Source organism: Priestia sp. SB1, assembly GCF_038898415.1.
Genome location: NZ_JBBJSS010000001.1, coordinates 209423 through 234989 on the forward strand (window position 1 = coordinate 209423; position 25567 = coordinate 234989).

Annotated in this window: 25 protein-coding genes and 1 riboswitch; of the genes, 6 read left to right on the plus strand and 19 right to left on the minus strand. The window is 38.3% G+C overall.

Features of this window, described 5'->3' with window-relative positions; genetic code table 11:
• Positions 1 to 71: 71 nt before the first annotated feature.
• The 6 genes from WKH56_RS01095 to yneA form a co-directional block, all read right to left on the minus strand.
• Positions 72 to 284 (minus strand): YneF family protein, encoded by a 213-nt coding sequence (locus tag WKH56_RS01095; protein ID WP_013058772.1) that lies wholly within the window; start codon positions 282 to 284, stop codon positions 72 to 74.
• A 90-nt stretch (positions 285 to 374) separates the two neighbouring features.
• Complete coding sequence (gene sirA, locus WKH56_RS01100; protein ID WP_028411364.1) at positions 375 to 815, minus strand: sporulation inhibitor of replication protein SirA; 441 nt, start codon at positions 813 to 815, stop codon at positions 375 to 377.
• Positions 816 to 964: 149 nt separating this feature from the next.
• Positions 965 to 2971, minus strand: coding sequence for a transketolase (tkt, locus tag WKH56_RS01105; RefSeq protein WP_013058774.1), 2007 nt, complete (start codon positions 2969 to 2971; stop codon positions 965 to 967).
• A gap of 167 nt (positions 2972 to 3138) precedes the next feature.
• The gene (locus WKH56_RS01110) at positions 3139 to 3369 is read right to left on the minus strand and encodes a DUF896 domain-containing protein (RefSeq protein ID WP_013058775.1); all 231 of its coding nucleotides are present in this window, start codon (positions 3367 to 3369) and stop codon (positions 3139 to 3141) included.
• A 69-nt stretch (positions 3370 to 3438) separates the two neighbouring features.
• Complete coding sequence (locus WKH56_RS01115) at positions 3439 to 4107, minus strand: YneB family resolvase-like protein (RefSeq protein WP_028411365.1); 669 nt, start codon at positions 4105 to 4107, stop codon at positions 3439 to 3441.
• A 53-nt stretch (positions 4108 to 4160) separates the two neighbouring features.
• Positions 4161 to 4490, minus strand: coding sequence for a cell division suppressor protein YneA (gene yneA, locus WKH56_RS01120; RefSeq protein WP_028411366.1), 330 nt, complete (start codon positions 4488 to 4490; stop codon positions 4161 to 4163).
• 146 nt (positions 4491 to 4636) lie between these two features.
• Here yneA and lexA point away from each other — a divergent pair, with 146 nt between their 5' ends.
• Both lexA and WKH56_RS01130 read left to right on the plus strand, forming a co-directional pair.
• A complete protein-coding gene (gene lexA, locus WKH56_RS01125) occupies positions 4637 to 5254 on the plus strand; it encodes a transcriptional repressor LexA (RefSeq protein WP_013058778.1) in 618 nt (205 codons plus the stop codon).
• A gap of 209 nt (positions 5255 to 5463) precedes the next feature.
• Positions 5464 to 6909: a magnesium transporter CorA family protein gene (locus WKH56_RS01130; RefSeq protein WP_034270839.1), complete on the plus strand. Its 1446-nt coding sequence runs from the start codon at positions 5464 to 5466 to the stop codon at positions 6907 to 6909.
• Between the two features lie 67 nt (positions 6910 to 6976).
• On the opposite strand, the gene WKH56_RS01135 is transcribed toward WKH56_RS01130, so the two are convergent.
• The gene (locus WKH56_RS01135; RefSeq protein ID WP_080968627.1) at positions 6977 to 7156 is read right to left on the minus strand and encodes a hypothetical protein; all 180 of its coding nucleotides are present in this window, start codon (positions 7154 to 7156) and stop codon (positions 6977 to 6979) included.
• 299 nt (positions 7157 to 7455) lie between these two features.
• On the opposite strand from WKH56_RS01135, the gene WKH56_RS01140 reads away from it, so the two are divergent.
• Genes WKH56_RS01140 through WKH56_RS01150 form a run of 3 tightly spaced genes read left to right on the plus strand, consistent with a single transcriptional unit; the run spans position 7456 to position 10348 of the window.
• Positions 7456 to 8961 carry an ArnT family glycosyltransferase gene (locus tag WKH56_RS01140; protein WP_231099268.1) on the plus strand — a complete coding sequence of 502 codons (1506 nt, stop codon included), beginning with the start codon at positions 7456 to 7458 and terminating at the stop codon, positions 8959 to 8961.
• Between the two features lie 20 nt (positions 8962 to 8981).
• Positions 8982 to 9374: a GtrA family protein gene (locus tag WKH56_RS01145; protein WP_028411369.1), complete on the plus strand. Its 393-nt coding sequence runs from the start codon at positions 8982 to 8984 to the stop codon at positions 9372 to 9374.
• On the plus strand, positions 9371 to 10348 hold the full coding sequence (locus WKH56_RS01150) for a glycosyltransferase family 2 protein (RefSeq protein WP_028411370.1): 978 nt from the start codon (positions 9371 to 9373) through the stop codon (positions 10346 to 10348). Before WKH56_RS01145 ends, WKH56_RS01150 begins: the two co-directional genes overlap by 4 nt.
• 39 nt (positions 10349 to 10387) lie before the next feature.
• On the opposite strand, the gene WKH56_RS01155 is transcribed toward WKH56_RS01150, so the two are convergent.
• The 8 genes from WKH56_RS01155 to hflX all read right to left on the minus strand — a co-directional run bounded on the left by WKH56_RS01155 (position 10388) and on the right by hflX (position 20314).
• Complete coding sequence (locus WKH56_RS01155; RefSeq protein WP_028411371.1) at positions 10388 to 11365, minus strand: cation diffusion facilitator family transporter; 978 nt, start codon at positions 11363 to 11365, stop codon at positions 10388 to 10390.
• A 109-nt stretch (positions 11366 to 11474) separates the two neighbouring features.
• Entirely contained in the window at positions 11475 to 13301 is a 1827-nt protein-coding gene (locus WKH56_RS01160) for an APC family permease (protein ID WP_028411372.1), read from the minus strand.
• 162 nt (positions 13302 to 13463) lie between these two features.
• Positions 13464 to 13605: riboswitch (cyclic di-AMP (ydaO/yuaA leader) on the minus strand.
• A gap of 191 nt (positions 13606 to 13796) precedes the next feature.
• Positions 13797 to 14849 carry an N-acetylmuramoyl-L-alanine amidase gene (locus tag WKH56_RS01165; protein ID WP_048019868.1) on the minus strand — a complete coding sequence of 351 codons (1053 nt, stop codon included), beginning with the start codon at positions 14847 to 14849 and terminating at the stop codon, positions 13797 to 13799.
• Positions 14850 to 14996: 147 nt separating this feature from the next.
• Complete coding sequence (locus WKH56_RS01170) at positions 14997 to 15152, minus strand: hypothetical protein (protein ID WP_342834749.1); 156 nt, start codon at positions 15150 to 15152, stop codon at positions 14997 to 14999.
• 615 nt (positions 15153 to 15767) lie between these two features.
• A complete protein-coding gene (gene glnA, locus WKH56_RS01175; RefSeq protein ID WP_013084732.1) occupies positions 15768 to 17102 on the minus strand; it encodes a type I glutamate--ammonia ligase in 1335 nt (444 codons plus the stop codon).
• Between the two features lie 83 nt (positions 17103 to 17185).
• Positions 17186 to 17593 carry a MerR family transcriptional regulator gene (locus WKH56_RS01180; protein WP_014458504.1) on the minus strand — a complete coding sequence of 136 codons (408 nt, stop codon included), beginning with the start codon at positions 17591 to 17593 and terminating at the stop codon, positions 17186 to 17188.
• Positions 17594 to 17774: 181 nt separating this feature from the next.
• On the minus strand, positions 17775 to 19037 hold the full coding sequence (locus tag WKH56_RS01185; RefSeq protein WP_033579808.1) for a methionine gamma-lyase family protein: 1263 nt from the start codon (positions 19035 to 19037) through the stop codon (positions 17775 to 17777).
• A gap of 14 nt (positions 19038 to 19051) precedes the next feature.
• A complete protein-coding gene (gene hflX, locus WKH56_RS01190) occupies positions 19052 to 20314 on the minus strand; it encodes a GTPase HflX (RefSeq protein ID WP_080968623.1) in 1263 nt (420 codons plus the stop codon).
• A 277-nt stretch (positions 20315 to 20591) separates the two neighbouring features.
• On the opposite strand from hflX, the gene WKH56_RS01195 reads away from it, so the two are divergent.
• The gene (locus tag WKH56_RS01195; RefSeq protein WP_013058789.1) at positions 20592 to 21203 is read left to right on the plus strand and encodes a trimeric intracellular cation channel family protein; all 612 of its coding nucleotides are present in this window, start codon (positions 20592 to 20594) and stop codon (positions 21201 to 21203) included.
• 31 nt (positions 21204 to 21234) lie between these two features.
• Here WKH56_RS01195 and spoVK read toward each other — a convergent pair whose 3' ends face one another.
• The 4 genes from spoVK to mutL form a co-directional block, all read right to left on the minus strand.
• Positions 21235 to 22173: a stage V sporulation protein K gene (gene spoVK, locus WKH56_RS01200; protein ID WP_223546698.1), complete on the minus strand. Its 939-nt coding sequence runs from the start codon at positions 22171 to 22173 to the stop codon at positions 21235 to 21237.
• Positions 22174 to 22378: 205 nt separating this feature from the next.
• On the minus strand, positions 22379 to 22603 hold the full coding sequence (hfq, locus tag WKH56_RS01205) for an RNA chaperone Hfq (protein ID WP_013058791.1): 225 nt from the start codon (positions 22601 to 22603) through the stop codon (positions 22379 to 22381).
• 32 nt (positions 22604 to 22635) lie between these two features.
• On the minus strand, positions 22636 to 23586 hold the full coding sequence (gene miaA / locus WKH56_RS01210; protein WP_342834747.1) for a tRNA (adenosine(37)-N6)-dimethylallyltransferase MiaA: 951 nt from the start codon (positions 23584 to 23586) through the stop codon (positions 22636 to 22638).
• A 100-nt stretch (positions 23587 to 23686) separates the two neighbouring features.
• On the minus strand, positions 23687 to 25564 hold the full coding sequence (mutL, locus tag WKH56_RS01215) for a DNA mismatch repair endonuclease MutL (protein WP_028411376.1): 1878 nt from the start codon (positions 25562 to 25564) through the stop codon (positions 23687 to 23689).
• Between the last annotated feature and the right edge of the window lie 3 nt (positions 25565 to 25567).

A 25567-nucleotide genomic window follows, 5' to 3' on the forward strand; every position in this document is an offset into this window, starting at 1 on the left:
AACCATTTTCTTATCTCTATCATAAAACAAAAGACACCCTTCTGAATAGAGAGTGTCTGTCCAATTAACCATTATTTAATTTGGCCGTTCATTGCTTTCATCATTTGGTTAATTTTTTTCTGCGATGGTTTCATGCCCATTTGCATCATCATCATTTTTAACATTTGTTCATTAATTGGTGGATTTTTCTTCAGATAGCTCATCATATACTTACGAGCAATGAAAAATCCTAGCGCTATCCCAACAATTAATGCTAGAACACCAACTAGAATATACATTCCCATGGTATTACTTCCTCCTTCGTGTTGTCTAACTTACAGTGTACTAGACCATACGCTATTATACAATATTTCCGTTCCAATTTCCTTAAATAATTACACAAATTTTCTTGTTTTCACAGGCCTCAGCCAGCCGTATTCATCCGTTCCATAATTCACTGCTAAAAAACAAGGATCTAGCTTGCGTAATACTTCAAAAAAAGCTGTCTCAGCATCAACATTGCCATCTCCTTCAATTGTTATACAGCGATTCGTTAATTTTATAGATGCTCGACTTTTTTTATGAGGATACTCCAGCACAAACGTCTCTTGATGAGTAAAAAAATGAGGATAATGAGAAAACGCCTGAAGTAATTCTCGTTGAATAAATGAATTGGGCAGTTGGCGAGTAATGTAATGAACTTGTTTTTGTAAATGCGTTTCCTGCAAGTGACGTTTCATTTTATATTCAATCAGCAGCTGATAAATGAGCTTTTCTCTTCGAAAATAGGATGATGCAACTTCTTCCTCCATTAAATATACTTCATACGTTCTCACGATTCATCCTCCCTTTCGGCTCGTTCTTTTTTGTACTATTATACCGAATGGTGTACGCAATGCTTGTCTATCGATGAAAAAATTTCTTTGTTTTTTTGTCGAAAAAAAAGAGCAGACCATAGGAGTCTGCTCTTTCTTGTGAAAAAGAATTATGCATTAAGCAAGCTTTTCACTTTTGCTACTACATTTTCAACTGTAAAACCAAATTCTTTCATGATTGTTTCACCAGGAGCAGATGCACCGAAGTGATTAATACCAAGAACTTGTCCCTCGTCTCCAACATAGCGTTCCCAGCCAAGTGTAGAAGCCATTTCAATACCTAAACGTTTTTTCACTGATTTAGGGATAACACTTTCTTTGTACTCAGCAGATTGCTCTTCGAAACGATCCCATGCAGGCATACTTACTACAGATACATCAATGCCTTCTGCAGCTAATGCTTTTTGTGCTTCTACTGCTAGGCTTACTTCAGAGCCTGTTGCAAGTATTAATGCATCCGCTTGGTCTTTACCAGCTTTAGATACAACGTACGCGCCTTTAGACACGCCTTCGTATGCATTTTCTTTTGTACCTTCAAGCGTTGGCAAGTTTTGACGAGTCAATACAAGCGCCGTTGGGCGGTCAGTTGATTCTAATGCTAAGCGCCATGCAGCAGCTGTTTCATTTGCATCTGCAGGACGAACCACTGAAAGACCTGGCATTGCACGAAGTGATGGCAATTGTTCAATTGGCTCATGTGTTGGGCCGTCTTCTCCAACTGCGATACTGTCATGTGTGAATACATATGTTACAGGAAGCTTCATTAAAGCTGCTAAGCGAATTGCTGGGCGAAGATAATCAGAGAATACAAAGAATGTTCCTCCGAATACTTTTACACCGCCGTGTAGAGCCATACCGTTTAATGCAGCTCCCATTGCAAATTCACGTACACCGAACCAAATATTACGTCCGCTGTAATCAGCTGCAGTGAAGTCTTCTGAACCTTTAATCATTGTTTTATTTGACCCAGCTAAGTCAGCTGAACCGCCGAAGAATTGAGGTACAGCTTGTGCTACTGCGTTTAATACTTCTCCAGAAGAAGCACGGCTAGCTAGGCTTGAACCCGTTTCGTATGCTGGAAGCGTTTCTTCCCAGCCTTCCGGTAACTTTCCTTCTACTGCTAGTTCAAATTGACGACCTAGTTCAGGATATTTTTCTTTATACTGTGCAAATACATCGTTCCATTCGTTTTCTTTCTTTTGGCCATCTTCAGCAATTGTAGCTTTGAAGTGAGCATACACTTCTTCTGGCACATAGAAATCTTCTTCAAATGTCCATGCATAAGCTTCTTTTGTTAATTTTGTTTCATCGGAACCTAATGGAGAACCGTGCACGCCAGAAGTACCCGCGTGGTTTGGAGAACCAAATCCGATTGTTGTTTTTACTTCAATTAGCGTTGGGCGTGTTAAATCGCCTTTTGCTTCTTCAATTGCGTTTGCAATCGCTGTCAAGTCATTGCCGTCTTCAACACGAATTACTTGCCATCCGTAAGCCTTGAAACGATCTTCTACGTTCTCAGAGAACGAGCGATCTAAATCTCCGTCTAAAGAAATATCATTTGAATCGTATAAAACAACTAAGCGTCCTAATTTTAAGTGTGCCGCTAATGAAGCTGCTTCAGCAGATACACCTTCCATTAAGTCTCCGTCACCACAAATACCATACGTAAAGTGGTCTACAATTTCTAAACCTTCTTTGTTGTATGTTTCAGCTAAATGACGTTCTGCCATTGCTTTACCAACAGCCATTGCAATACCTTGTCCTAGTGGACCAGTTGTTGCATCAACACCTGCTGTATGACCGAACTCTGGATGACCTGGTGTTTTGCTTCCCCATTGACGGAAGTTTTTAAGGTCTTCAATTGATAAGTCATATCCAGCTAAATGAAGCAAGCTGTATAATAGTGCCGATCCGTGTCCTGCTGATAATACAAAGCGGTCACGGTTGAACCAGTTTGGATTCTTTGGATTGATGTTCATAAATTTTGTCCACAATGTATACGCCATTGGAGCAGCTCCCATTGGCATACCTGGGTGACCTGAATTTGCTTTCTCAATCGCATCGATTGATAAAGTACGAATTGTTGCAATCGAAAGATCTTCAATACGTTGTGTCATACTCTTCATTCCTTTCAAAACTATGTACATATGTTATCATACTAATGATTTGCTTATTTGTACAATACTTGAACCAAAAAAATTTCCACTTTTACAGTTTTTGTGTGCCTTATTAAAAATATACAAAAAACTAGAGGGAACTCTCCCTCTAGTTTTACTAGAACGTCTTAGTGAAGACGCTTCTTTTTGCTCTCTTTTAACTTCTTAGGCGTAACATCTTTACCTTCCTCGTCCACAACTTTAATCGTATGAAGGTGGTTTGTCATAGATTGTCGGAAAACTTTTAAATATTCCTGACGTAGCTCTTGCTGTTCTTTCGCTTCAGATTCTGTCAGACCTTCAGCCTTTGCCTTTTTTGAAAGAGCATTAATACGAGCAAGTTTATCTTTTGATAGCATATAAAACCTATCTCCTTATAATCAATAATTAAAATTACCGAACAGTTCCGGCAACATGTAGTCATCTTACTAAATCTCTTTCGTTTTATCAAGAGATTGAGCACTCTCTTGATACTCTTGATAGCGACGATGTACCGTTGCTTTTGAAATATTATAACCAAAACCTTTTAGCGTAACTGAAATTTCAGCAAAGGTTAAGCCGTTATGACGAAGGCGGACAATTTCTTCAATCGGCGCTTCTTTTTTTTCTCTTCCTGAGTTAACTCCTTGATTTTTTAAATTTTGCTGCGGACGATAACCGTTTTCTACGGCTCTTTTCATTCCTCTTTTAATTTTAGCGTTATGTAATTTCCGCTGATGCTCTTCCACTAAGCTAATAATATCTAACACCATCGAATCAGATTCTGAAAGCTGAAGCTGACCTTGATGACTAATCGTATAGATCGTAGCATTTTCTTTATGAAAAGCATGAAGAAGCGCGATTCGGGCATTTCCTCTGCCTAATCGCGTTTCGTCTTGAATGAGCAGCACAGATATTTTTTCTTCTTTCATTGTATGAAGAACATCCAATATACCCTCTCTGTCTACGTCATATCCGCTTGCTTTTTCCATTACGACTTTTTTTACGTTTAGATGGTGAAGATCAGCAAGCTTTTTTAATTCTTCTTGCTGGCGCTGTAAAGATGTTTCTTGGGTTTTTTTATCCGTACTTACACGGCAATAAATAATGGCGTCCACTTTTATCACGACCTTTTCGGCTTCTAACAATATTCAGGAACGGCCGTTACACACTACTGTTCAATTGCCACTTGATTATGTAACTCTTTTTTTAAAACAGGAATATATAATTTATCTCCAGGAGATAAAGACTGGGCAGTGTCTGAGTTTAGATCATTGACGTCTTCAACCCATTTGACAAATTCATTGGTGGTCAAATGATGGTGATTATGATACTTGTTGGACAAGTCCCAAAGCGTATCTCCTTTTGTAATAGTAACCGTTGAATATTTGTCTAAATCTACTTTATCCGCTCCTAAAACCAGCGTCAATACATATGTAAGTGCAGCGATAACTGCAAAAAAAATAGCGTAATGTTTCATAGAATGTAAGAATTGGTGCATATTATGATCCCCCTATCAGAATATATGTTCTTATTTTATTGAGAACATTTGTTTCTGTCAATGGAATTCTTCGAACTTATGTTTGTATATTGACACATCACGTGGTATAATTCACCTAAAGAATAGCTAAAATCGAGGTGAAAAATATGAAGCTATCAAAACGTCAACAAGACATACTAGATTTTATTAAGCACGAAGTAAAATTAAAAGGTTATCCGCCTTCTGTTCGTGAGATTGGGGAAGCGGTGGGATTAGCCTCTAGCTCCACTGTACACGGGCATTTAGCTCGTTTAGAAAGCAAAGGGTTAATTCGCAGAGATCCAACAAAACCAAGAGCAATCGAAGTTCTTCAACTAGACGAAGTAAACATCCCTAAAAGCAATGTCATTAATGTTCCTGTTATCGGTAAAGTAACAGCGGGTCTTCCTATAACAGCCGTTGAAAATGTGGAAGAATATTTCCCTCTTCCAGATAAATTCGTTTCTCCAGATGATCATGTATTTATGCTTGAAATTATGGGAGAAAGTATGATTGAAGCAGGTATTCTAGATGGCGATATGGTAATCGTACGTCAGCAGCAAACTGCTAATAACGGAGATATTGTGGTCGCTATGACCGAGGACAACGAAGCAACGGTAAAACGTTTCTTTAAAGAAGAAAATTTCGTTCGTTTACAGCCTGAAAATTCAACGATGGCGCCTATTATTCTTCGCCACGTAACGATTTTAGGAAAAGTCACTGGTGTATATCGCACGATTCACTAATTACACACTGTATGTAAAACCAACTAATCATGATGTTAGTTGGTTTTTTACGTTTGTTTTCTAAAAAAATTGGCATATTATAAATGATACGTCGAATCATTACAGGCAGGTAGAGCGGTTTTTATAAAGCCTGTTTTACCTTTTACTTTCTGTCTGCATTTTTTCGACTCTCAAAAAAAATACAACCGACTATAAGAAGGATGTAGTTTATGACCAATACACCAAGGAAAACAGAACCATTTCAAACTATTATGCCTACCAAAGCAATGAACATGTTTCTTTTTCCTTTTTCCTTTGATCGAAAAAATAAAGAGCAGCTTGTTCATGCACTAGAAGCAAATATGTTTGAGTTTTTTTCCATTCAAAACAAACATGTAGAAAAAGAATACTACGGAGAACAGTATTACGTATCTCATGATAGCTTGGATCAATATTTTCTTCCTTACATTGAATGTATTCTATTTCCTGATTCGTGCGAAAAAGAAGGCTTGCTTCGATTTTCAAAAAAAATAGACCATACCGTTACGCTACAAACTTCCTCCACCACCGTGTCTAGCAACGTGCTGTCTGTGGATGTTTTTTTATGTCCTTTTGAAATTGGCGTCATGACCATTCGCACTGAGATGAGTCATAATCATTACACCTATGATGACATTTTAGAATTCATGAATCATTTTCGTGTATTAGAACCGAAGCTTGCTGAAGAGCATGGATCCACCATTACCTATGAACATCATCGCTATAGCAAAGTACAGGATTATATTTTTTCACAGCTCGCGCCATTTTTGAACGAACACATCAAAAAAGAAGCGACGCGTGAACAGCACGTCGGGAGTCTTCCTTATTTTATCGATGAACGGATGTTTGTATTAAGTTATGTAACGGTAAATCAAGAGCAAGAAATTAACTCCACAACTTTATTTCGTACTGGGCAGCTAAATAGCTATACGCCTGACGGGAAACCGTTTATCTCTGCACACAACCATGAGTATATTAAAACGTATAATACCAAACACGTGTATTCCAGATGGGCTCCTGAAACCTATTACGTTATAACAGACCATGTGTTTTCGTGTATTTCTAAATCGACAGACTCTAAAACGGATCAGCTTTTGATGAATCATCTATTTGGCCAGCATTACTATAATTTATTTTTGCATTTTTTCTATAAAATCGTGTTGCTAAAACTATCCTATGAGTATTCTCAGCTCACGTTTCATAAAAATTCAGAGGGCATCGAGCGACTAATTCGCTCTATTACTGTATTTTCAGGTAAATATTTATTTTTAGAAATTAGCTCTCGCACGGAAGGTCAAGAGTTTTCTGAGCTCTTTAAAAAAATCTTCCACATCAATTCTCTTTATCAAGAAGTCAAAGAAACCCTTGGTACTTTGTATCAAAATCAAGAGAAAATCGCGGCCAAGCGTCACAATTACTTATTATTAATTTTAACGATTTATACCGTTCTTTCCGGTATTTACGGAATGAATTTAGTTATTAGCAAGCTAAAGGGAAACATCAATTGGGATAGTATGAAGCAGTTTTCTATCTTTGAATATATCGCTTTAATAGTAGCTTTATCAGGAATTCTGATCAGCATTAGTCTCGGAGTGAGTTCCCTATGGAATTTATTAAAAGATCGATTTAAAACATAAAAGCTGTTCCCATCAGAAAACACATGATAAAAAAGAAGAGATTGAGACATAACTAAATCAAGCGAGTCTAAAGGGAAACAAATGAAATAAATAAGCTAGCAGGGATTGCTTGTGACACCTCTGTTGATTTCCGTGCAAGACTTCGCTTTCCGCGGGCGGCCGGTGAGCCTCCTCGTCGCTTGCGCTCCTGCGGGGTCTCACCCCTTCCGCTTTTCCCGCAGGAGTCTTCGTCTTGCCCTCCAATCAACTGCTGGAAAGAACTAAACAAATGAAACCTACGTTCACCATAAAAAACGAACCATCAAACATGATGATTAATGGTTCGTTTTTCCCTTCGACTAAAATCCTTTTTTTCCAACCTCTTTTATCTATTACTAAATCACTGTCTACTCCGCTGAACCTTTTATTACACGTTGTGCCGCTGTTGTAATTTCAGAACAATCTAATATTATACTCTATAAGAAAAATATATACAAAATAATAAAATATGGTATCATAGGGTAGGAATTTTGTACCTTATCTTTGAAATAATTTGCAGGAGGTAATATGCTTAACTCATTTTTATCCAAAAGCCTGATTCTTTTATGTGTCATGATTCTTACATGGTCTCTATGGGGCAGTTATAGTGCGATGACAAATTCATTGGACTTAAAAGGCTTGGCTTTAAGTAATTCATTTATTATTGAAGGAATATGTATCACTTTCCTTGTCATTTTTCTAATAGCTATTGCAAGTAGATACATGAACAAAACTGTTTTTTTTATTTCACTGATTGTTTTGACCTTAGGTGTTCGATTAGCATGGATGCTTTCTGTTCAAACACCTGTAAAATCTGACTTTCTTGTCATGCTAGATGCCGCACGTAATATCGCAAAAGGAAATTATGAATTTAACCAAAGCGTTTATTTCACTACATGGGTATATCAGCTAGGCTTTTCATTCTATGAATCTATTGTTATTCGCTGTTTTGGAGATAGCATTTTCACATTAAAATTGTTAAATATTTTTTATTCTACTGGAACCGTTATTTTTATTTATCTAATTGGCGCTAAAGTATTTAACGAACTTGCTGGGAGAATGGCAGCTTTCCTATATGCGTTCTACATTCCGAACATTCTCTACAGCTCAGTGTTAACCAATCAGCATTTAGCTACTTTTTTATTTTATGCAGCTTTTTACCTTATTATAAAAAGATTTGCTCATAACAAGTTTAGCTGGCTTTATATTGGTCTTCTATTGTCGTTAGGAAATTTAATGCGCCCTCTGGGACCCATTATTATCGTTGCTGTTTTCATTTATTTCATCTTGCAAATTCTTCAACCTTACATTGAAGCGAAGGATGCTGCTGAGTTAAAAACTCGTCGAAAGAAAATAGGAAAAAACCTCGTAGGCGTACTGGCTACTTTTTTTATTGCAAATGCGCTGATCAACTACTCTTTTGTAGCGAGCGGTATTTCTAAATATCCTTTAAGTAACAGAGATCCTTTATGGAAATTCGTTATTGGCTTTAATTATGAAACAAGCGGTTCTTATTCTTCAGAGGATGCTAGTCGTTTTATGGGTATGCCAATTGGAGAAAAACGAGCTGAAGCAGAAAAAGAAGTAATTAAAGAGCGAGTAGCAGATAAAGAGCAACTTTTAGATCTCTTTCACATTAAATTCCTGAATATGTGGGGAGGAACGGATGCATCTACATTTTGGAGTATTTCATTAACTCCTCAAGAAGATGTACCTTTTAATAAAGAGAAATTAATTAGTGCTGCTCAAAGTTATGAAAGAATCATTTACGTTTCAACTACTATTCTTTCCATTATTGGACTTATATGTTTATTCCTGAAGAAGCAGGATAAATATCCGTATACACTGTTTTTATTACTAATCATAGGATACGTTCTTATTCACTTGCTTATTGAAATTCAAACTCGCTATCGATTCTTTATTTTTCCAAGCTTTATGCTGCTCGAAGGGTTTGGTATTTCAGTGATTCTATCTTATTTACTAGTACGGTTTACTAAAAATAAGCCACAGGCAAAATGTGAAGAGATAAATTAAATGGAAGGGATTATGCAACCGTGATAAAATTCCTGAAATTCGGATTCGTAGGTATAATGAATACCCTGCTCACTATTATCAGTTACTTAGCACTCATTCATTTTGATATGAATTATATATTGGCTAACGTACTATCCTATTTCATTGGCGTCATAAACAGCTACTATTGGAACAAATCGTGGGTGTTTCAAGCAACTGTACATAAATGGATGTTAGCTCAATTTTTCATCGTAAACCTTATTACTTTAGCAATTAATACATCTTGCTTATTCCTTCTTGTACACTATACACCTGCTAATCCGATAATTGGACAACTGTTGTCTACTTGTATAGGAATGTTTTTTAATTTTTTTCTTAATAAAATATGGACGTTTAAGCACACAAACAATCACTCGATAGGAGGTAAAGCATGAAAGAACTAATTTCAATCGTGGTACCTATGTATTTTGAAGAAGAAGTAGCTAATGAATGCTATAATCGCTTGCTTTCCGTCATGCATGAAAATCACATTAACTATGAATTCATTTTCGTCAATGACGGCAGTACAGACCGAACAATTGAAATCTTAAAGGACGTAGCAGCTATGGATTCTAACGTAAAAATTATTGATTTTGCCCGTAATTTCGGGCACCAAACTGCCGTCACAGCAGGTATTGACTATGCTCAAGGTGATGCTATCGTAATTATTGATGCTGACTTACAGGATCCGCCTGAAATGATTCCTGAATTAATTGCTAAATGGCAGCAAGGCTATGAAATTGTATACGCAAAGCGCAAGAAGCGAAGCGGAGAGACCTTTTTTAAATTGACAACGGCTAAGTATTTTTATCGCTTTTTAAATTATATGTCCGATATTGAAATCCCAAAAGACACGGGAGATTTTCGTATTATCGACCGAAAAGTTGCGGACGTATTCAAAAAAATGACTGAACGCAATCGTTTCGTAAGAGGAATGATGTCTTGGATCGGCTTCAGGCAAACATATGTAGAATATGAGCGCGATGAGCGTTTTGCTGGTGAAACAAAATATCCTTTAAAAAAGATGATCAAGTTTGCTTCAGATGGAATTATTGGGTTTTCAACGAAACCTTTACGTTTAGTAATGGTTATTGGCTTGTTATCAGTTTTTGTATCACTTCTCGTTTTAAGTTATTCGATTGTTGTTTGGCTGATAGGTGAAAATATTCAGCCTGGCTGGACTTCGATTATGGTAGCTATCACTTTCTTTAGCGGTATTCAGCTACTTGGTTTAGGTCTAGTGGGACAATACATCGCAAGAATTTACGATGAAAGTAAAAATAGACCTATTTACGTTGTACGTGAAACTATTAACTTTTCTGCGGCTTCAACAGATTCTCAAAACGTGCGTGAAAAAGTATATAGCTAAAAAAACAAGGAAGAAAACAACTGTTTTCTTCCTTGTTTTTTATTCTTTTTGAAGCTGTAAATCGCTTGTCACCCAGTCAGGAATTCCATCATCTTCATCAAATTCAATAATGACATCCGTTATTCCTTTTTCCTGTAAAATACGATTTTCCAGACGATCTTTAATATCATCCGCTTCTGCTACTGTTAAAGAAGGATCAATTTCTACTTTTAATTCAACGTGAAGCTCTTCTCCTTCTTTCATCACCATTAACGTTTGAATATCACGCACTTGTACATCTTGCATAACAATGGCACCAATTTTCATTTCCATTTCTTTATCTGCTTCACCAAGCGCTCCGGCAGCGTTATCTAAAAATACTCGTCCTACTACAAAAAACATCATAAGACCAATTAGCATAGAAGCAATTCCTTCAGCTTGATGAAAAGGCGTAAATCGCGAAATAAAAACGGCGATTAAAGCCAATACGCCTCCTCCAGTGGCTACCAGATCTTCCATAAAAACAAGCTTAGTTGCTGGCTTTGCTTTCTTTAGATGAACAAAGCTTTGCGTAAAAACATTGACCTCTGCAGTATTCATTCCGACATCGTGCAAAATTTCTTTCATTGCCTTAAAGAGGACAAACATCTCAAGTAATACCGAGATGCCAAGTACTGCAATATTTAAAATAAAGCCTGAAGACTTCGTCGGATGAAGAATATGATGATACCCTTCTTTAATCGTTTCAAATGCCATAATTCCTACTACAAGAACCGCCCCTAATAAAACGAGATTAACCAATCGTCCAAATCCGTTTGGAAATCGTTTGGTCGGAGCTTTTTTGCTTAATGCTGAACCTATAAAAACAAAGAACTGATTTGCTGCGTCTCCTAAGCTGTGCATCGTTTCAGCAAACATCGCTACATTTCCCGTTAAAGCAAAAGCAATCCCTTTAATAATGGATATAATGGTATTAACTATAGCGGCCATCATGGCCGATTTATTTCCTTTTCGCAATAACTTAATTAATTCACTCATGCAATCCCTCCGTTTGTGCCTTTGATGAGATTCAATTATGGTTAGTGTATGTGAATTTAAAAATTAAAAACCTCCAACATATAAGTTGGAGGTTTTTAGTCATGTTTCATTATTTTTTAAAACGATAAGGTACCGTTGTAACGATTACGTTTTTACGGTAAAGCAAATGTGCTTTTAACAGCAGACTGGACTGATTATGAAGGATGTTTTGCCAGCTTTTTTTCGTGATGAACTGCGGAATAACAACCGTAATAGCCATATTATTTTCCCGGGCTTTTTCTTCAGCCATATCGATGAATCGAAACAGCGGACGCACAAGACTGCGGTATTGAGAGTGAAACGTAACAATACGAATATCAGGCTGCCACTTTTCCCACTTCTCTTCCATTCTCTTTTCACTTTCTCGGTCAAAAGCAACGTGCACCGCAATAACGGTATCACCAATCGTTCTTGCATAGTTCAATGAATTTTCCACTACCTTTGTCATTCCTGCTACAGGAACAATGACCACACTTCCTTCAAGCTTTCCAATCTTTTCTCCTTGCTTAATACGAAGCTGCTCTCCTACCGCTTCATAATGCGTATGAATGCGATGAAAAATATAAACGATAACCGGTAAGAAAACGAGCACGGACCATACTTGTGAAAACTTCGTTGTAAACAAAATGATTAGCACCGTTAAGGTAATGAGGGCACCAATTAAGTTAATGGTTAGCTTTCCTTGCCAGCCGGCCGGCTTTTCTCTAAGCCATTTGACAATCATGCCTGTTTGAGAAAGCGTAAATGGAATGAACACTCCAACTGCATAAAGAGGAATTAATTGTTCCGTCGCTCCTTTAAAAGCGACAAGTAAGACAATAGAAGCAATTCCAAGGGTCACAATTCCATTTGAATAGCCTAGTCGATCGCCGCGAATTTGAAACATTCTTGGCATGTATTTATCAGACGATAAGTTTACGGCAAGCAAAGGGAAAGCTGAAAAACCTGTATTCGCCGCTAGCACTAAAATCAGAGCTGTGGTGCCTTGAATAAAATAATAAAACCCATTTCGTCCAAATACACTCGATGCAATTTGTGATACAACCGTTTCATCTGCTTTTGGAGAAATGCCAAGCCAATAAGCTAAAAACGTGATGCCAGAAAATAAAACGGCTAAAATACCGCCCATCAGCATTAATGTATGAACAGCATTTTTTGCACCTGGATCTTTAAAGTTAGGCACTGCATTCGAAATAGCTTCTACACCAGTCAATGCCGAACAGCCTGATGAAAAAGCTTTTAATAATAAAAACAAACTAATACCTGGCACCACGGTACCGAGAGATGTATGAAGCTCAGGTGAAACTTGACCTGTCACTATTTTGAAGAAGCCCACCGCTATTAACAAAATAAGAGCAATCACAAATAAATAAACCGGATAAGCTAAGACAGAAGCGGATTCTGTTACACCTCGTAAATTTAAAACCGTAATAAAAATCACCAGCAAACACGCAATTACTACGTTATAGTGATGCAGCGTTGGAAAAGCCGAAGTTAAAGCATCGGTTCCTGCTGAAACACTCACGGCAACTGTTAAAATATAATCTACTAACAGTGATCCCCCAGCGATAAGTCCAGGATTTTCTCCTAAATTGGTTTTCGAAACAATATAAGCTCCTCCGCCTTGCGGATACGCATAAATAATTTGACGATATGAAAGAATTAAAGCCGTCAGCAGCACCAATACCCCAATCGCAATTGGAATCGAATACCAATAGGCAAGCACGCCCACTGTTGCAAGGACAATCAAAATCTGTTCTGTTCCATAAGCCACTGAAGATAAGGCATCTGATGATAAAATAGCCAGCGCTTTAAGCTTACTAAGCTTTTGATCGCCTAACTCTTTTGTTTTGAGCGGCTTTCCAATCAATAATCTCTTGAGAACTGAATAGTTCACGTAATTTCCCTCCGATGATTGCTTAGCTACTATTCACTGTTCGTTGCTAAGCTCCGTTACAAGTTCATGAATAAGTGATATTATCCCTAAAAAATACCTTTTTATGTTAAAAAAGCGCACAAAAAAAACACTAAGGGTTCTCAGCGTTTTTACACAGCTTAAACCTCCTCTCCAAAACGCTTATGGGGTTAGCTGTCGGATTCGGGCTATGAGAGTAGCCCTACCTTTTAAAAAAGGATTCACCCCAAGTGACAATGCACAAATTTGGGTCCCCCACTTCTGACGAATTAAGCGATAACAGGTCAATATAATTTTCGGTTAAAGAGTATGATCGATAACATGTTTCTTTCATAACTATCCTTTGTTCTTAGATAATATACTCCCGTACAAATGGTTTGTAAAGCATTATTTTACGTAAACGATAAAATAGTACTTAAGGCGCTTTTAAGGGGAAAACAAAAGGCCTTCTGCCTGCTTACAGAAGACCTGCTTTCTTTAACTTTTTGCTTTTAAAACGGCTGCTAGCTTGTTTTTCGTTTGAGGACCATAAATGCCATCTACATCATAAGGAAGATACACAAGCTGAAAACGTCTGACTGCATCTTTCGTTTGTACTCCATATATTCCGTCTACTGACCCTACTTTAAAATTAACCGCGTTTAATGCTCTTTGAAGCTGTTTCACTGCTTCTCCAGAATCGCCTTGTTTTAAAATTCCATTGGGAAGTGGATATTGTTCAGAAGGTGGAGTTGGTGACGGTGTTGGAGATGGGTTTGGTGAAGTTCCTGAAGGAATAACAATTGTTTTTCCAACCTTTAGGGTTAAAGGATCCGAAAGCCCTGTATTTGCTTCTTGAAGCTCCTGTACTGTTATGCCGTACTTCTGTGCAACACTGTACAGCGTATCTCCTTGCTTAATTGTATACGTTTTTTCACCTGGTTCAGAAGGTGATGGATTTGGTGTCGGTGTTGGAGATGGCGATGGATTTGGAACTGCACGACGAGGTAAATTTAAATATACGGCAATTCCTTTTGCATACGATTCACCCATGCTTTTTAAAAAAGCTTCATTTTGAAGAAGTGCTGCATCGGCGCTCCTATCAATAAAAGCTATTTCAGTTAATACTGCAGGCATATTTGTTAAGCGAAGCACCGCATAATTGGCCGATTTTCGTCCGCGATTCGGATGATTATACGACAGCAGCGTTGGCTGTACTTGCCCGTGCACAATCGATTGAAACGTTTTACTAGCATTGCTAGCGCTTCTATAAACATAATCTTCGTATCCTGTTCCTCCACCGGCATTTACGTGAATAGACATAAATGCATCTGCTCCCCACGAGTTAGCTTGAGAAGCTCGCTGAGATAACGATAAAAAAGTATCTGTGGTACGGGTGGTTTTAATCGTAAAGTCACTGTAAGTGCTATTTAAATAGCTTATTAAATATTGTTGAATTTTTAACACTAAGTTTTTTTCATACAGTCCGCTTGCTCCAACTGCTCCTGCATCTGCCCCACCATGTCCTGCATCAAGATAGATTTTTTTCATATTACTTGTCCCTCCTTATTGTTAACATATGCATGAGGGAAAAAAGTGCTACGTATACTAGCCTACTTAGTGAAAAATTACTAAAAAAGGAGATTGAGACATAACGAAATCACTTCAATCTAAAAACGAACAAATAGGATAAATGCGCTAGTATGGATGGCTTGTTACATCGCTGTTGAATTCCGTGCAAGGCTTCGCTTTCCGCGGGGGGGCTGGTGAGCCTCCTCGTCGCGTGCGCTCCTGCGGGGTCTCACCTATTCCGCTTTTCTCGCAGGTGTCCCTCCAATCAACTGCTAGAAGCAACTAAATAGATGAAATCTACGTTTACCCTACCAATAAAAAAATCCGCACAATTCATCGTGCGGTTCCCTCCCCCCTAACATACTTTTGGTCCAAATTCTATTCTGGTTGATTAAAGTATAGATCAGGAGGGTCTATTATTTATAACGTTAGGACCTATTTAAAAAGCAGAACGCCTACAACAATGAGAATAATCCAAATTGGAATGCTTATCAATATCCCTATCACTAAACCTTTAAAGAAATTTCCTTCTTTCATTTTTATTACATTCCTCTCCAACAGTATTTTCTAACGATACTATGATTGGCTGAAAACTCTCTGAAGTTATACTGAAATACAGTGCAGAGTGAACACATAAACAATCTCACTATCTGTTATACACTACTTTTACTTATAGATTCAATGAGACAAAAAGCTCATCCTTTTTGATTCATGTAAACAAATTCTTTCTTGTATGTAACAAAACAATAAAAAAGCTCCCTGTAAATTATACGACAGGCAGCTTTTTTATAAACAAGCTATATTATTCAATTTACGTATGCAGAATGTTATTTATTCATTGTGAAAAACAAAAAAAGTCGGAGAGAACGTACAAACGATCTCTCCGACTTTTAAAAATTAATATTGGCTCATGTATTGGTCACGTTCCCAAGGATGAACTTGTGTACGGAACATATCCCACTCGATTTCTTTCGCTTCAACGAAGTGCTCTGCTAAGTGTTCACCTAATGCAGAAACCATCACTTCGTTTGATTGGAAGCTATCTAAAGCTTGAGCTAATGTTGCAGGTAAATCTACGATACCTTCTTCAACACGCTCTTCTTTTGTCATTACATAGATATTACGATCAATAGGTTTTGGAGCTTCAAGATTGTTCTTGATTCCATCTAAACCAGCTTTTAATAGAACAGCCATTGCTAAATATGGGTTAGCAGCTGGGTCTACGCTACGTACTTCAACACGAGTTCCTACGCCGCGAGAAGCTGGGATACGGATTAATGGGCTACGGTTGCGAGCAGACCATGCAACATAACAAGGAGCCTCATATCCAGGTACTAGACGCTTATAAGAGTTTACAGTAGGATTTGTTACTGCTGTAAAGCTGTGTGCGTGCTTGATGATACCTGCGATAAATTGACGAGCAGTATCACTTAGCTCTAGATTACCGTTCTCATCATAAAATGCGTTTTGGCCATCTTTGAATAATGAAACGTTACAGTGCATACCTGAACCGTTCACACCAAATAATGGTTTTGGCATAAATGTAGCATGTAAGCCATGTTTACGTGCAATTGTTTTTACAACAAGTTTGAACGTTTGGATATCATCACAAGCTTTTAATGCAGCAGCATATTTGAAGTCGATCTCGTGTTGTCCAGGAGCTACCTCATGGTGAGATGCTTCAATTTCAAAGCCCATTTCTTCAAGCTCTAATACGATGTCACGACGGCAGTTTTCACCAAGGTCAGTTGGCGCTAAGTCGAAGTAGCCACCTTTATCATTTAATTCTAATGTAGGTTCGCCTTTTTCGTCTAATTTGAATAAGAAGAACTCTGGCTCAGGTCCAAGGTTAAAATCAGTAAATCCTAACTCTTCCATCTCTTTTAACACACGTTTTAAGTTATTACGTGGATCGCCATCAAACGGAGTTCTATCTGCATTGTAGATGTCACAAATAAAACGTGCTACTTTACCTTTTTCAGATGTCCAAGGGAAAATAACAAATGTATCAATATCCGGGAATAGGTACATATCTGATTCTTCAATACGTACAAACCCTTCAATAGAAGAACCGTCAAACATCATTTTGTTGTCTAACGCTTTTTCTAATTGACTTACTGGAATTTCAACGTTTTTAATTGTTCCTAAAATGTCAGTGAACTGAAGACGAATATATTTTACATTCTCTTCTTGAACTTTGCGGAAAATATCTTCTTTTGTGTACTTTGCCATCGTGTGATCCTCCCCTAAATCTCTATATAATATTTATAATCTATACCCCTCATATACGAACGGCATAAATATTGATAACTTTATTAATGAAAGAACCTGGACATATCTCCTTGATTTAAAGTTGCTCGATTAAAACGGCCTGCTTGCATAAGTTCTGCACGAAGCATTTTTCGCAACTCATCGTCCGTTAATTCTGGCTTTGCTGTTTCTGCCACAACTTTTTCTTCTTGCTTATGCCCTTTTTGCTCCTTTTGAAGATGAAACAGCTGTTTTACACCTGCTAAGTTTACACCTTGTTCGATTAGATCGCGGATTTCAAGCAGCTTATCAACATCGTTAAATGAGAATAGTCGTCGATTTCCCTCTGTTCTTACCGGTGCAACTAATTCATGTTCTTCATAGTAGCGAATTTGGCGAGCAGACAACTCAGTTAACTGCATCACAATTCCAATCGGGAAAAGTGGCGTATTTCTTCGAATGTTGTCACTCATTTCAGTTCCTCCTTTGGATTAACTATTTACATTGTATGCTATGTTAGTTCACCTGTCAACCGAATGTTAGTAATTCTAACATAAATTTTTCTGAACATTTTTTCTATACAAATAAATAGCACTTCGTTTATTTTTATAGCTTATTTTTGCCTTCTTAACGGGGAGAAATAATCTTTCTATGTTATAAAAGTTCTTTTGTCAGTAATTGATCTACCGCCATGCATATTGCTACTTTTACATGAGCATACGTTAATCCGCCCTGCACGTAAGCGACATAAGGCGGCCTGATAGGACCATCTGCCGTAAGCTCGAGGCTCGCTCCTTGTATAAACGTTCCTGCTGCCATAATCACATCATCTTCATACCCTGGCATATAAGCAGGATACGCCGTTACGTGTGAATTAATTGGCGAAGCGAATTGAATTGCCTGACAAAAAGCCACCATTTTATCGCGGTCATCAAACTGAACGGATTGAATTAAATCTGTTCGTTCACTGTCCCACTTCGGTTCACTTTGCATACCAAGCTCTTCAAACATAGCGGATGAGAAAACCGCTCCTTTTAAGGCTTGACCTACTACGTGCGGCGCCAAGAAGAACCCTTGATACATTTCTTGCAAGCTATACAGCGTCGCTCCAGCTTCTGCACCGATTCCAGGAGTTGTCATTCGGTATGAACAAGCTTCCACTAGGTCTTTTCGTCCTGCAATATAGCCACCGATTTTAGCGAGACCTCCACCAGGGTTCTTAATAAGCGACCCCGCCATCAAATCCGCTCCTACATGCGTTGGCTCGATTGTTTCTACAAATTCACCGTAGCAGTTGTCAACAAATACAACAACGTCAGGCTTAATGCTCTTTACAAACGAAATCATTTCTTTTATTTGAGCGACTGTAAAAGAAGGACGAATGCCGTACCCTTTTGAACGCTGAATGCCTATCATCTTTGTATGCTCATGAATAGACGCTTTCACTTCTTCAAAATCCACTTGACCTTCCTCAGTTAAATCTACTGATTTATAGCTAATGTTATATTCTTTTAAAGAACCTACACCGCTTCCTCGTATGCCAACGATTTCTTCAAGCGTGTCATAAGGCTTTCCGGTTATATATAATAGTTCATCTCCAGGACGCAGTACACCAAACAGCGAAATGCCGATTGCATGCGTGCCTGAAATAATTTGCGGACGCACTAGACATGCTTCTGTTCCAAAAACGTCCGCATATACTTTCTCCAACGTATCGCGGCCTAGATCGTCGTAGCCATACCCCGTTGTCGGATTAAAATGTGAATCACTCACTCGGTTTTGCTGAAAGCTTTGCAGCACTCGAAATTGATTTGCTTCAATACGCTCGTCAATTTTCTCATGTACGGGCTTAATCTGCTTTTCTACTTTTGCAGCAAGTTCCCGAATGCGTGCCCCGTTTTTTAACTGATCAAACATCATTTCTTTGTTCCTCAACTTTCTTCAAGCGTTTGTAGCTTTTTGTAAAGGGGATGCTCTTTTGCAATATACCCTTTGCACTGATACTTCTCAGTTTCTTCATTGAACTTTAACGACTCAAGAATAGAGACCGTTTTTAGTTCAGCAAGCATTTTTCCTTCATAAGCCGGCAGCAGCACATGAAAAAACGCCATTTCTTTTTTCATTTCTTCTTGAATTCTTTCCCCAAGCTTCACTAAATCCGTAGCTTTAAAAGCGCTCATTGATAACGATGTTGAAGCGGATGGGACAAATAGTTCATGCTGCATATCTTCTTTATTGTAAACTGTCAGCATCGGAATGTCCGTTACGTTAAGCTCTTCTAGTAAGCGATGCACTGTTTTTTCGTGGTTGTTGTAATCTGGATTAGATGAATCTACCACGTGCAGAACAAGGTCAGCTTCAGTTACTTCTTCAAGTGTTGAACGGAACGCGGCTACTAACGTTGTTGGAAGATCTTGAATAAATCCAACCGTATCCGTTAACAGCGTGGTTAATCCTGACGGAAGCGTATACTGTCTTGTCGTTGGATCAAGAGTTGCAAACAGCTGATTTTCTTCAAAAATACCAGCTTCTGTTAAGCGGTTAAAGATCGTCGATTTACCAGCGTTCGTATAGCCCACAATTGCAATTTGATAGACATGATTACGCTTACGCCTTTCTCGATAACGTTCGCGGTGACTTACCACTGTCTTTAACTGACGCTTAATTTCATCAATTTTACGGCGAATATGTCTGCGGTCACTTTCAAGTTTCGTTTCACCAGGACCTCTTGTTCCAATTCCGCCTCCAAGACGCGACAAAGCGGTACCTTGTCCTACTAACCTAGGCAGCAGATAATTTAATTGAGCAAGTTCCACCTGCATTTTTCCTTCTCGCGTTTGAGCACGCTGTGCGAAGATATCCAAAATCAGCTGCGTGCGGTCAATAACACGCGCAGATAACCCTGCTGACAAATTGCGGATTTGACTCGGTGACAATTCATCATTAAATACAATTAAATCAGGCTCTAACTCTTCTTCAAGAGCCACAAGTTCTTCTACTTTCCCTTTTCCAATATAAGTAGCTGGATGAATGCGATCGCGCTTTTGCGTTAACCTTACCAGCACTTCGCCTTTTGCAGTCTCAGTTAAAGATGCTAGCTCATCCATCGAATATTCAAAACGTTCGTCATCGTCATGAAGCTGACATCCGACTAAAATTACGCGTTCAAGTTCAGTATTCATTTCTGCTGTCAAAGATTTTTCCTTCCCTTACTATTAAATTGACAAATCATTCATATCATATCAAAAAAATCTCCATTTCTCCATCTTTGCAAAAGAGACAGAATACATTGTCTTTTACTAGTTTAACACCCTTTTTAAAATCTATAAAACGATGATTAAAAAAACATTGAAATATCACGAAATTCTGTATACAATTTGAATTGGTTTACTTATCGAAATTTGAATCAGTCTGCCTGATTTTAAAATAATAGTCGCTACTTGGTGAAAACAGAATAAAGGGGATAGCATCATGACTTGGGACGTACTTAGCATTATTGGAACGATTGCTTTTGCAATCAGCGGAGCTTTCATTGCGATGGAAGAGGAATATGATATTTTAGGCGTTTACATACTCGGAATCGTAACGGCTTTTGGCGGAGGAGCCATTCGAAACCTGCTTATCGGTGTACCGGTGTCTGCCCTTTGGGAACAAGGACTCTTTTTTCAAATTGCTTTATTATCTATCACTGCCACTTTTTTATTTCCAAACAATATCTTAAAACATTGGAAGCGATGGGGAAATTTTTCGGACGCCATTGGCCTTGCAGCATTCGCGATTCAAGGAGCGCTTTATGCCACTCATATGAACCATCCGCTTAGCGCGGTTATTGTAGCTGCGGTCTTAACAGGAAGCGGCGGGGGGATTATCCGAGATTTATTAGCACGCCGAAAGCCTACTGTTCTTAAGGATGAAATTTATGCCGTATGGGCGATTATCGCAGGATTTAGCGTAGGGCTCCATATTACAAACACGCCTGTAGAACTTTATACGTTATTTATCTTGCTTGTAGGCCTTCGGATGTGTTCATACATTTACAAATGGCGCCTGCCGATTAAAACGATTCGACAACCAAATATGTAAAAAAAAGCCTTTCATGACGAAAGGCTTTTTTTTACAGCTGAATATCGCTTGACGTTAAAGTTAAAAGCTCGTTACGTTCAAAGCTTTCTTCTTCTAAAAGCCTCATGGATTGAGTACGTATGGAACGTTCAATAATGTTTCGCACATATCGACCGTTACTAAAATCCCTAGGCGTCTGATTGTACTTCACGTCCATAAAATGATCTTTTAGCTTTTTATAGGCCTCTGTACTAAACTGATACTGCCTGTCATTCATCATATGACCCGCAATGTCCATCAGTTCATTAACATCATAATCCGGAAAATCAAAAATAAACGGAAACCTAGAGCGCAGTCCTGGATTAAGACTTAAGAAATTTTCCATTTCTCTTGGATAACCAGCTAAAATCAATACAAACTTATCATTTGAATCTTCCATATGTTTGACCAATGTATCAATCGCTTCTTTTCCAAAATCTTTTTCTCCCCCTCTTGCAAGAGAATAAGCCTCATCGATAAATAAAATACCTCCAAGCGCTTTTTTTACAAGATCTCTCGTTTTCTGAGCGGTATGACCAATGTATTCTCCAACTAAATCTGCACGCTCTGCTTCAATTAAATGTCCTTTAGACAAGATGTTCATATTCAAAAATAATTTACCCAGCAGGCGGGCTACCGTCGTTTTCCCTGTTCCTGGATTTCCTTTAAACATCATATGCAGCGCCTGCTTTCCCGCTTTTAAGCCCTGTTCCTCTCTTTTTTTGTTAATATATAGCCACGCATATATTTCTTTTATCATTTTTTTCAATTCTTCCATTCCAACCAGTCCGCTCATTTCTCGTTCAATTTCCCGAAGCGGCTCATGATTTATCACAGCTTTTTTGGCAGGACGCGGAATTGATGTCGTATACGATTTTTCCTTTTTTGTTTCATTATTTAAAATGATATTAATTTGCCCATTATTTTTAAGAGTTATCGGCTGTTCCACCATGTTCACCTCTCGTTTCATCCCACTTCTCTGTATCGCATAGCTGCATGCGATGAACGATACGAAGACAATGATCTCTTATTACCGAAGAAATAATCGTCTATTATAAGGTTTATGTTCAATGAGTAAAAACAATGTTAAGAAACTTTTCTAAGCCTTTATTTACATAAAAAAAGCATCCGAATATGCGGATGCTTCTCTTTAATCTCTATTCAAGTTCTACTGTAATATTTTTATTTGGTACAAATGTCGAAATCGCATGTTTATAAATCAGCTGCTGTTTTCCTTCAGATTCAATTAGCACAGTAAAATTATCAAATCCTTTAATTAGTCCTCTTAATTGAAAACCATTTAAAAGAAATACCGTCACATAGATATTTTCTTTACGTAATTGATTTAAAAATTGATCTTGAATATTAACTGATTGTTTCATTATTCGGCCTCCTCGTTTCTCTATCTGTTTACTTAATTCGCTTCTTTCTTCAGCTTTCCTGCAATATATGTAAAAATTTCAGCAAACTTTTCGGGAAATTTGTCAACTTCCATCTCTATCCATTTTACAGGCATTTTATTTCGAAACCATGTTAACTGACGCTTTGCATATCTGCGTGAATTTTGTTTCAACTGTTCAACGGCTTCTTCGAGCGTACAGCGTCCCTCAAAATAAGCATAAAGCTCTTTGTAGCCGATAGCTTGAATTGATTGTACATCATGCAGACCACTTTCGTACAATGATTTGACTTCCTCAAGCAGTCCAACCTGCATCATCATATCGACTCGGTGATTAATTCTCTCATATAATACGTCTCGATCCATTGTAAGTCCAATAATGGTTACATCGTATAATAACTCTTGCGACTGTTCTTTTGTATAGTCACTGAATTTTTTGCCGGTTACTTCATAAACTTCAAGCGCTCGAATTACACGGCGATGGTTATTTTTATGAATAGCAGCCGCACTGTCTGGGTCAATTTCTTTGAGCTTCTCATACAGGGGGTCAATGCCATGAGCTTTAATAAATACTTCCATTCGTTCACGAACTTTTTCATCACTAGGCGTTTCTGTGAACTGATAATCATAAATAACGGATTGAATATAAAGACCCGTCCCTCCAACAATCATCGGCATTTTTCCTCTAGCATGAATATCATCGATTTGTTTTCTTACAATCTCTTGAAATTCTGCCACAGAAAACGATTCATCCGGCTCCTTAATATCGATCAGGTAATGGGGAACACCCTGCATCTCTTCTTCTGACACCTTTGCTGTTCCGATATCCATCCCTTTATAAATTTGCATCGAATCACCTGAAATAATTTCTCCGTCTAACTGTTTGGCAAGTTCAATGCTTAATTTTGTTTTACCAACCGCAGTTGGTCCAATAATGACAATAAGTTTTGGTTTCTCTCCCGTCATAACAACACTACTTTCATCTATAGGCATTCACATCATTCCATTTTATCCAAATGGTCATGATTTATTCAACAAAGCGGCTAGCTGCAGCTAGCCGCATTGCCTACATCACTCGCTTAAACATTTTTTCCATTTCATACGTCGAATGATGAATAATAATTGGTCGTCCGTGCGGACACGTAAATGGATCCGTTGTTTTTCTTAACGTTTCAAGTAAAGCAAAAATCTCATCGTTTCGCAAATGATGATTCGCTTTAATCGATCCTTTACAGCTCATCATAATAGCCGCTTCTTCTCGTAACTTCTCGATATTGACTCGTTTCATCGTAAAGATTTGCTGAATCATTTCTTCAATGGTTTCCTGTTCCTCTCCTTTTGGAAACCACTGCGGATGTGAGCGAACGATATAGGAGTTTTGTCCAAACGGTTCTAAAAAAACTCCTACTTCAGCAAGCATGTCTTTGTATTCTTCTAAAATCAAGGCTTCATTTCCCGAGAACTCTAGCGTAAGCGGCATAAGCAGTTCTTGAACTTCTGAATCTACTTCTCCAAGCTTTCGCTTAAAATATTCGTACTTAATTCTCTCCTGCGCCGCGTGCTGATCAATAATAAATAATCCTTTTTCATTTTGTGCCAAAATATACGTTCCGTGCATTTGTCCAATTGGGTACATCGCAGGAACACGCGGTTCTGGCTGCTCTTTAGCTGAACGGTTTGGTTCTGGAATAGGTGCGTTTTCTTCCACCGATTCTTCATAGTGTTCTATTTCTCGAAACGTTGGCTCAAGTTCTTCATCTTGACGTATGACCTCTGTTTTAACAGGCGGCATGATCTCGTCTACACGAGCGGTAGTCTCCTTAAAGCTAGGCTCGCGAACCGTATCAGACGGCTGATAGCCAGACGGTTTAGACTGATGATCAAATGTAAAGGTCTGCTGCTCAGTTGGCTGCACAGCTGATTTTGACTTGGTTGGTACTACAGCATCCGGAATTAACTGCTGCTTTTTAAAAGCAGCTTTTACTCCTTGTTCAATAAGCTCAAACAGCTCCGCTTCTTTACTTAAACGCACTTCTAGTTTCGCTGGATGAACATTCACGTCCACTAACAAAGGGTCCATTGTAATGGTTAAAAACACGATTGGAAAACGGCCGATAGGTAAAAGGGTATGATAGCCCTGCTGTACCGCTTTTAACAACCCGTAGTTTTTAACAAAACGACCGTTAATAATGGTGGACATATAGTTGCGAGAAGCTCGTGTAATTTCAGGAAGAGCAACGTAACCATTCACTTCATAATCAAGAGACTGAACGTTAATCGGAATCATTTTTTTAGCCACTGCCATTCCATAAATAGCTGCAAGCACTTGGCGCACATCTCCGCTTCCGTTCGTATACAGAAGCTGTCTTCCTTGATGCATCAGCCGAATTGAAACTTCAGGATGAGACATCGCAAGGCGATTGACGACATCCGTTACGTTACCAAGCTCCGTGTTTACCGTCTTCATATATTTTAAACGTGCAGGTGTGTTAAAAAATAGGTTTTCAATAACAAGTTCGGTACCTTTTCGGCTTGACGTTAATTCGTGATGAACGATTTCTCCGCCTCTAAGTTTAAGGTGAGTGCCAGCTTCTTCTCCCGTACTCGTTTTGAGTTCAAGCATTGAAACCGAAGCAATACTTGGCAAAGCTTCACCGCGAAATCCTAACGTTCGAATTCGAAATAAATCTTGTTCTGTTTTGATTTTACTTGTCGCATGTCTTTTAAAAGCGGTCAAGCAGTCTTCAGAAGCAATGCCGTCTCCATTATCCAATATACGAATTTTTGAAAGCCCAGCTTCTTCTAGTTCAATTTCAATAACTGTACTGTTTGCATCAATAGCATTTTCGACTAGTTCTTTCACCACCGAAGCAGGTCGTTCAACAACCTCTCCGGCAGCAATTTTATTTGAAAGTTCGTCTGAAAGCTGCACAATTTTACCCACAGA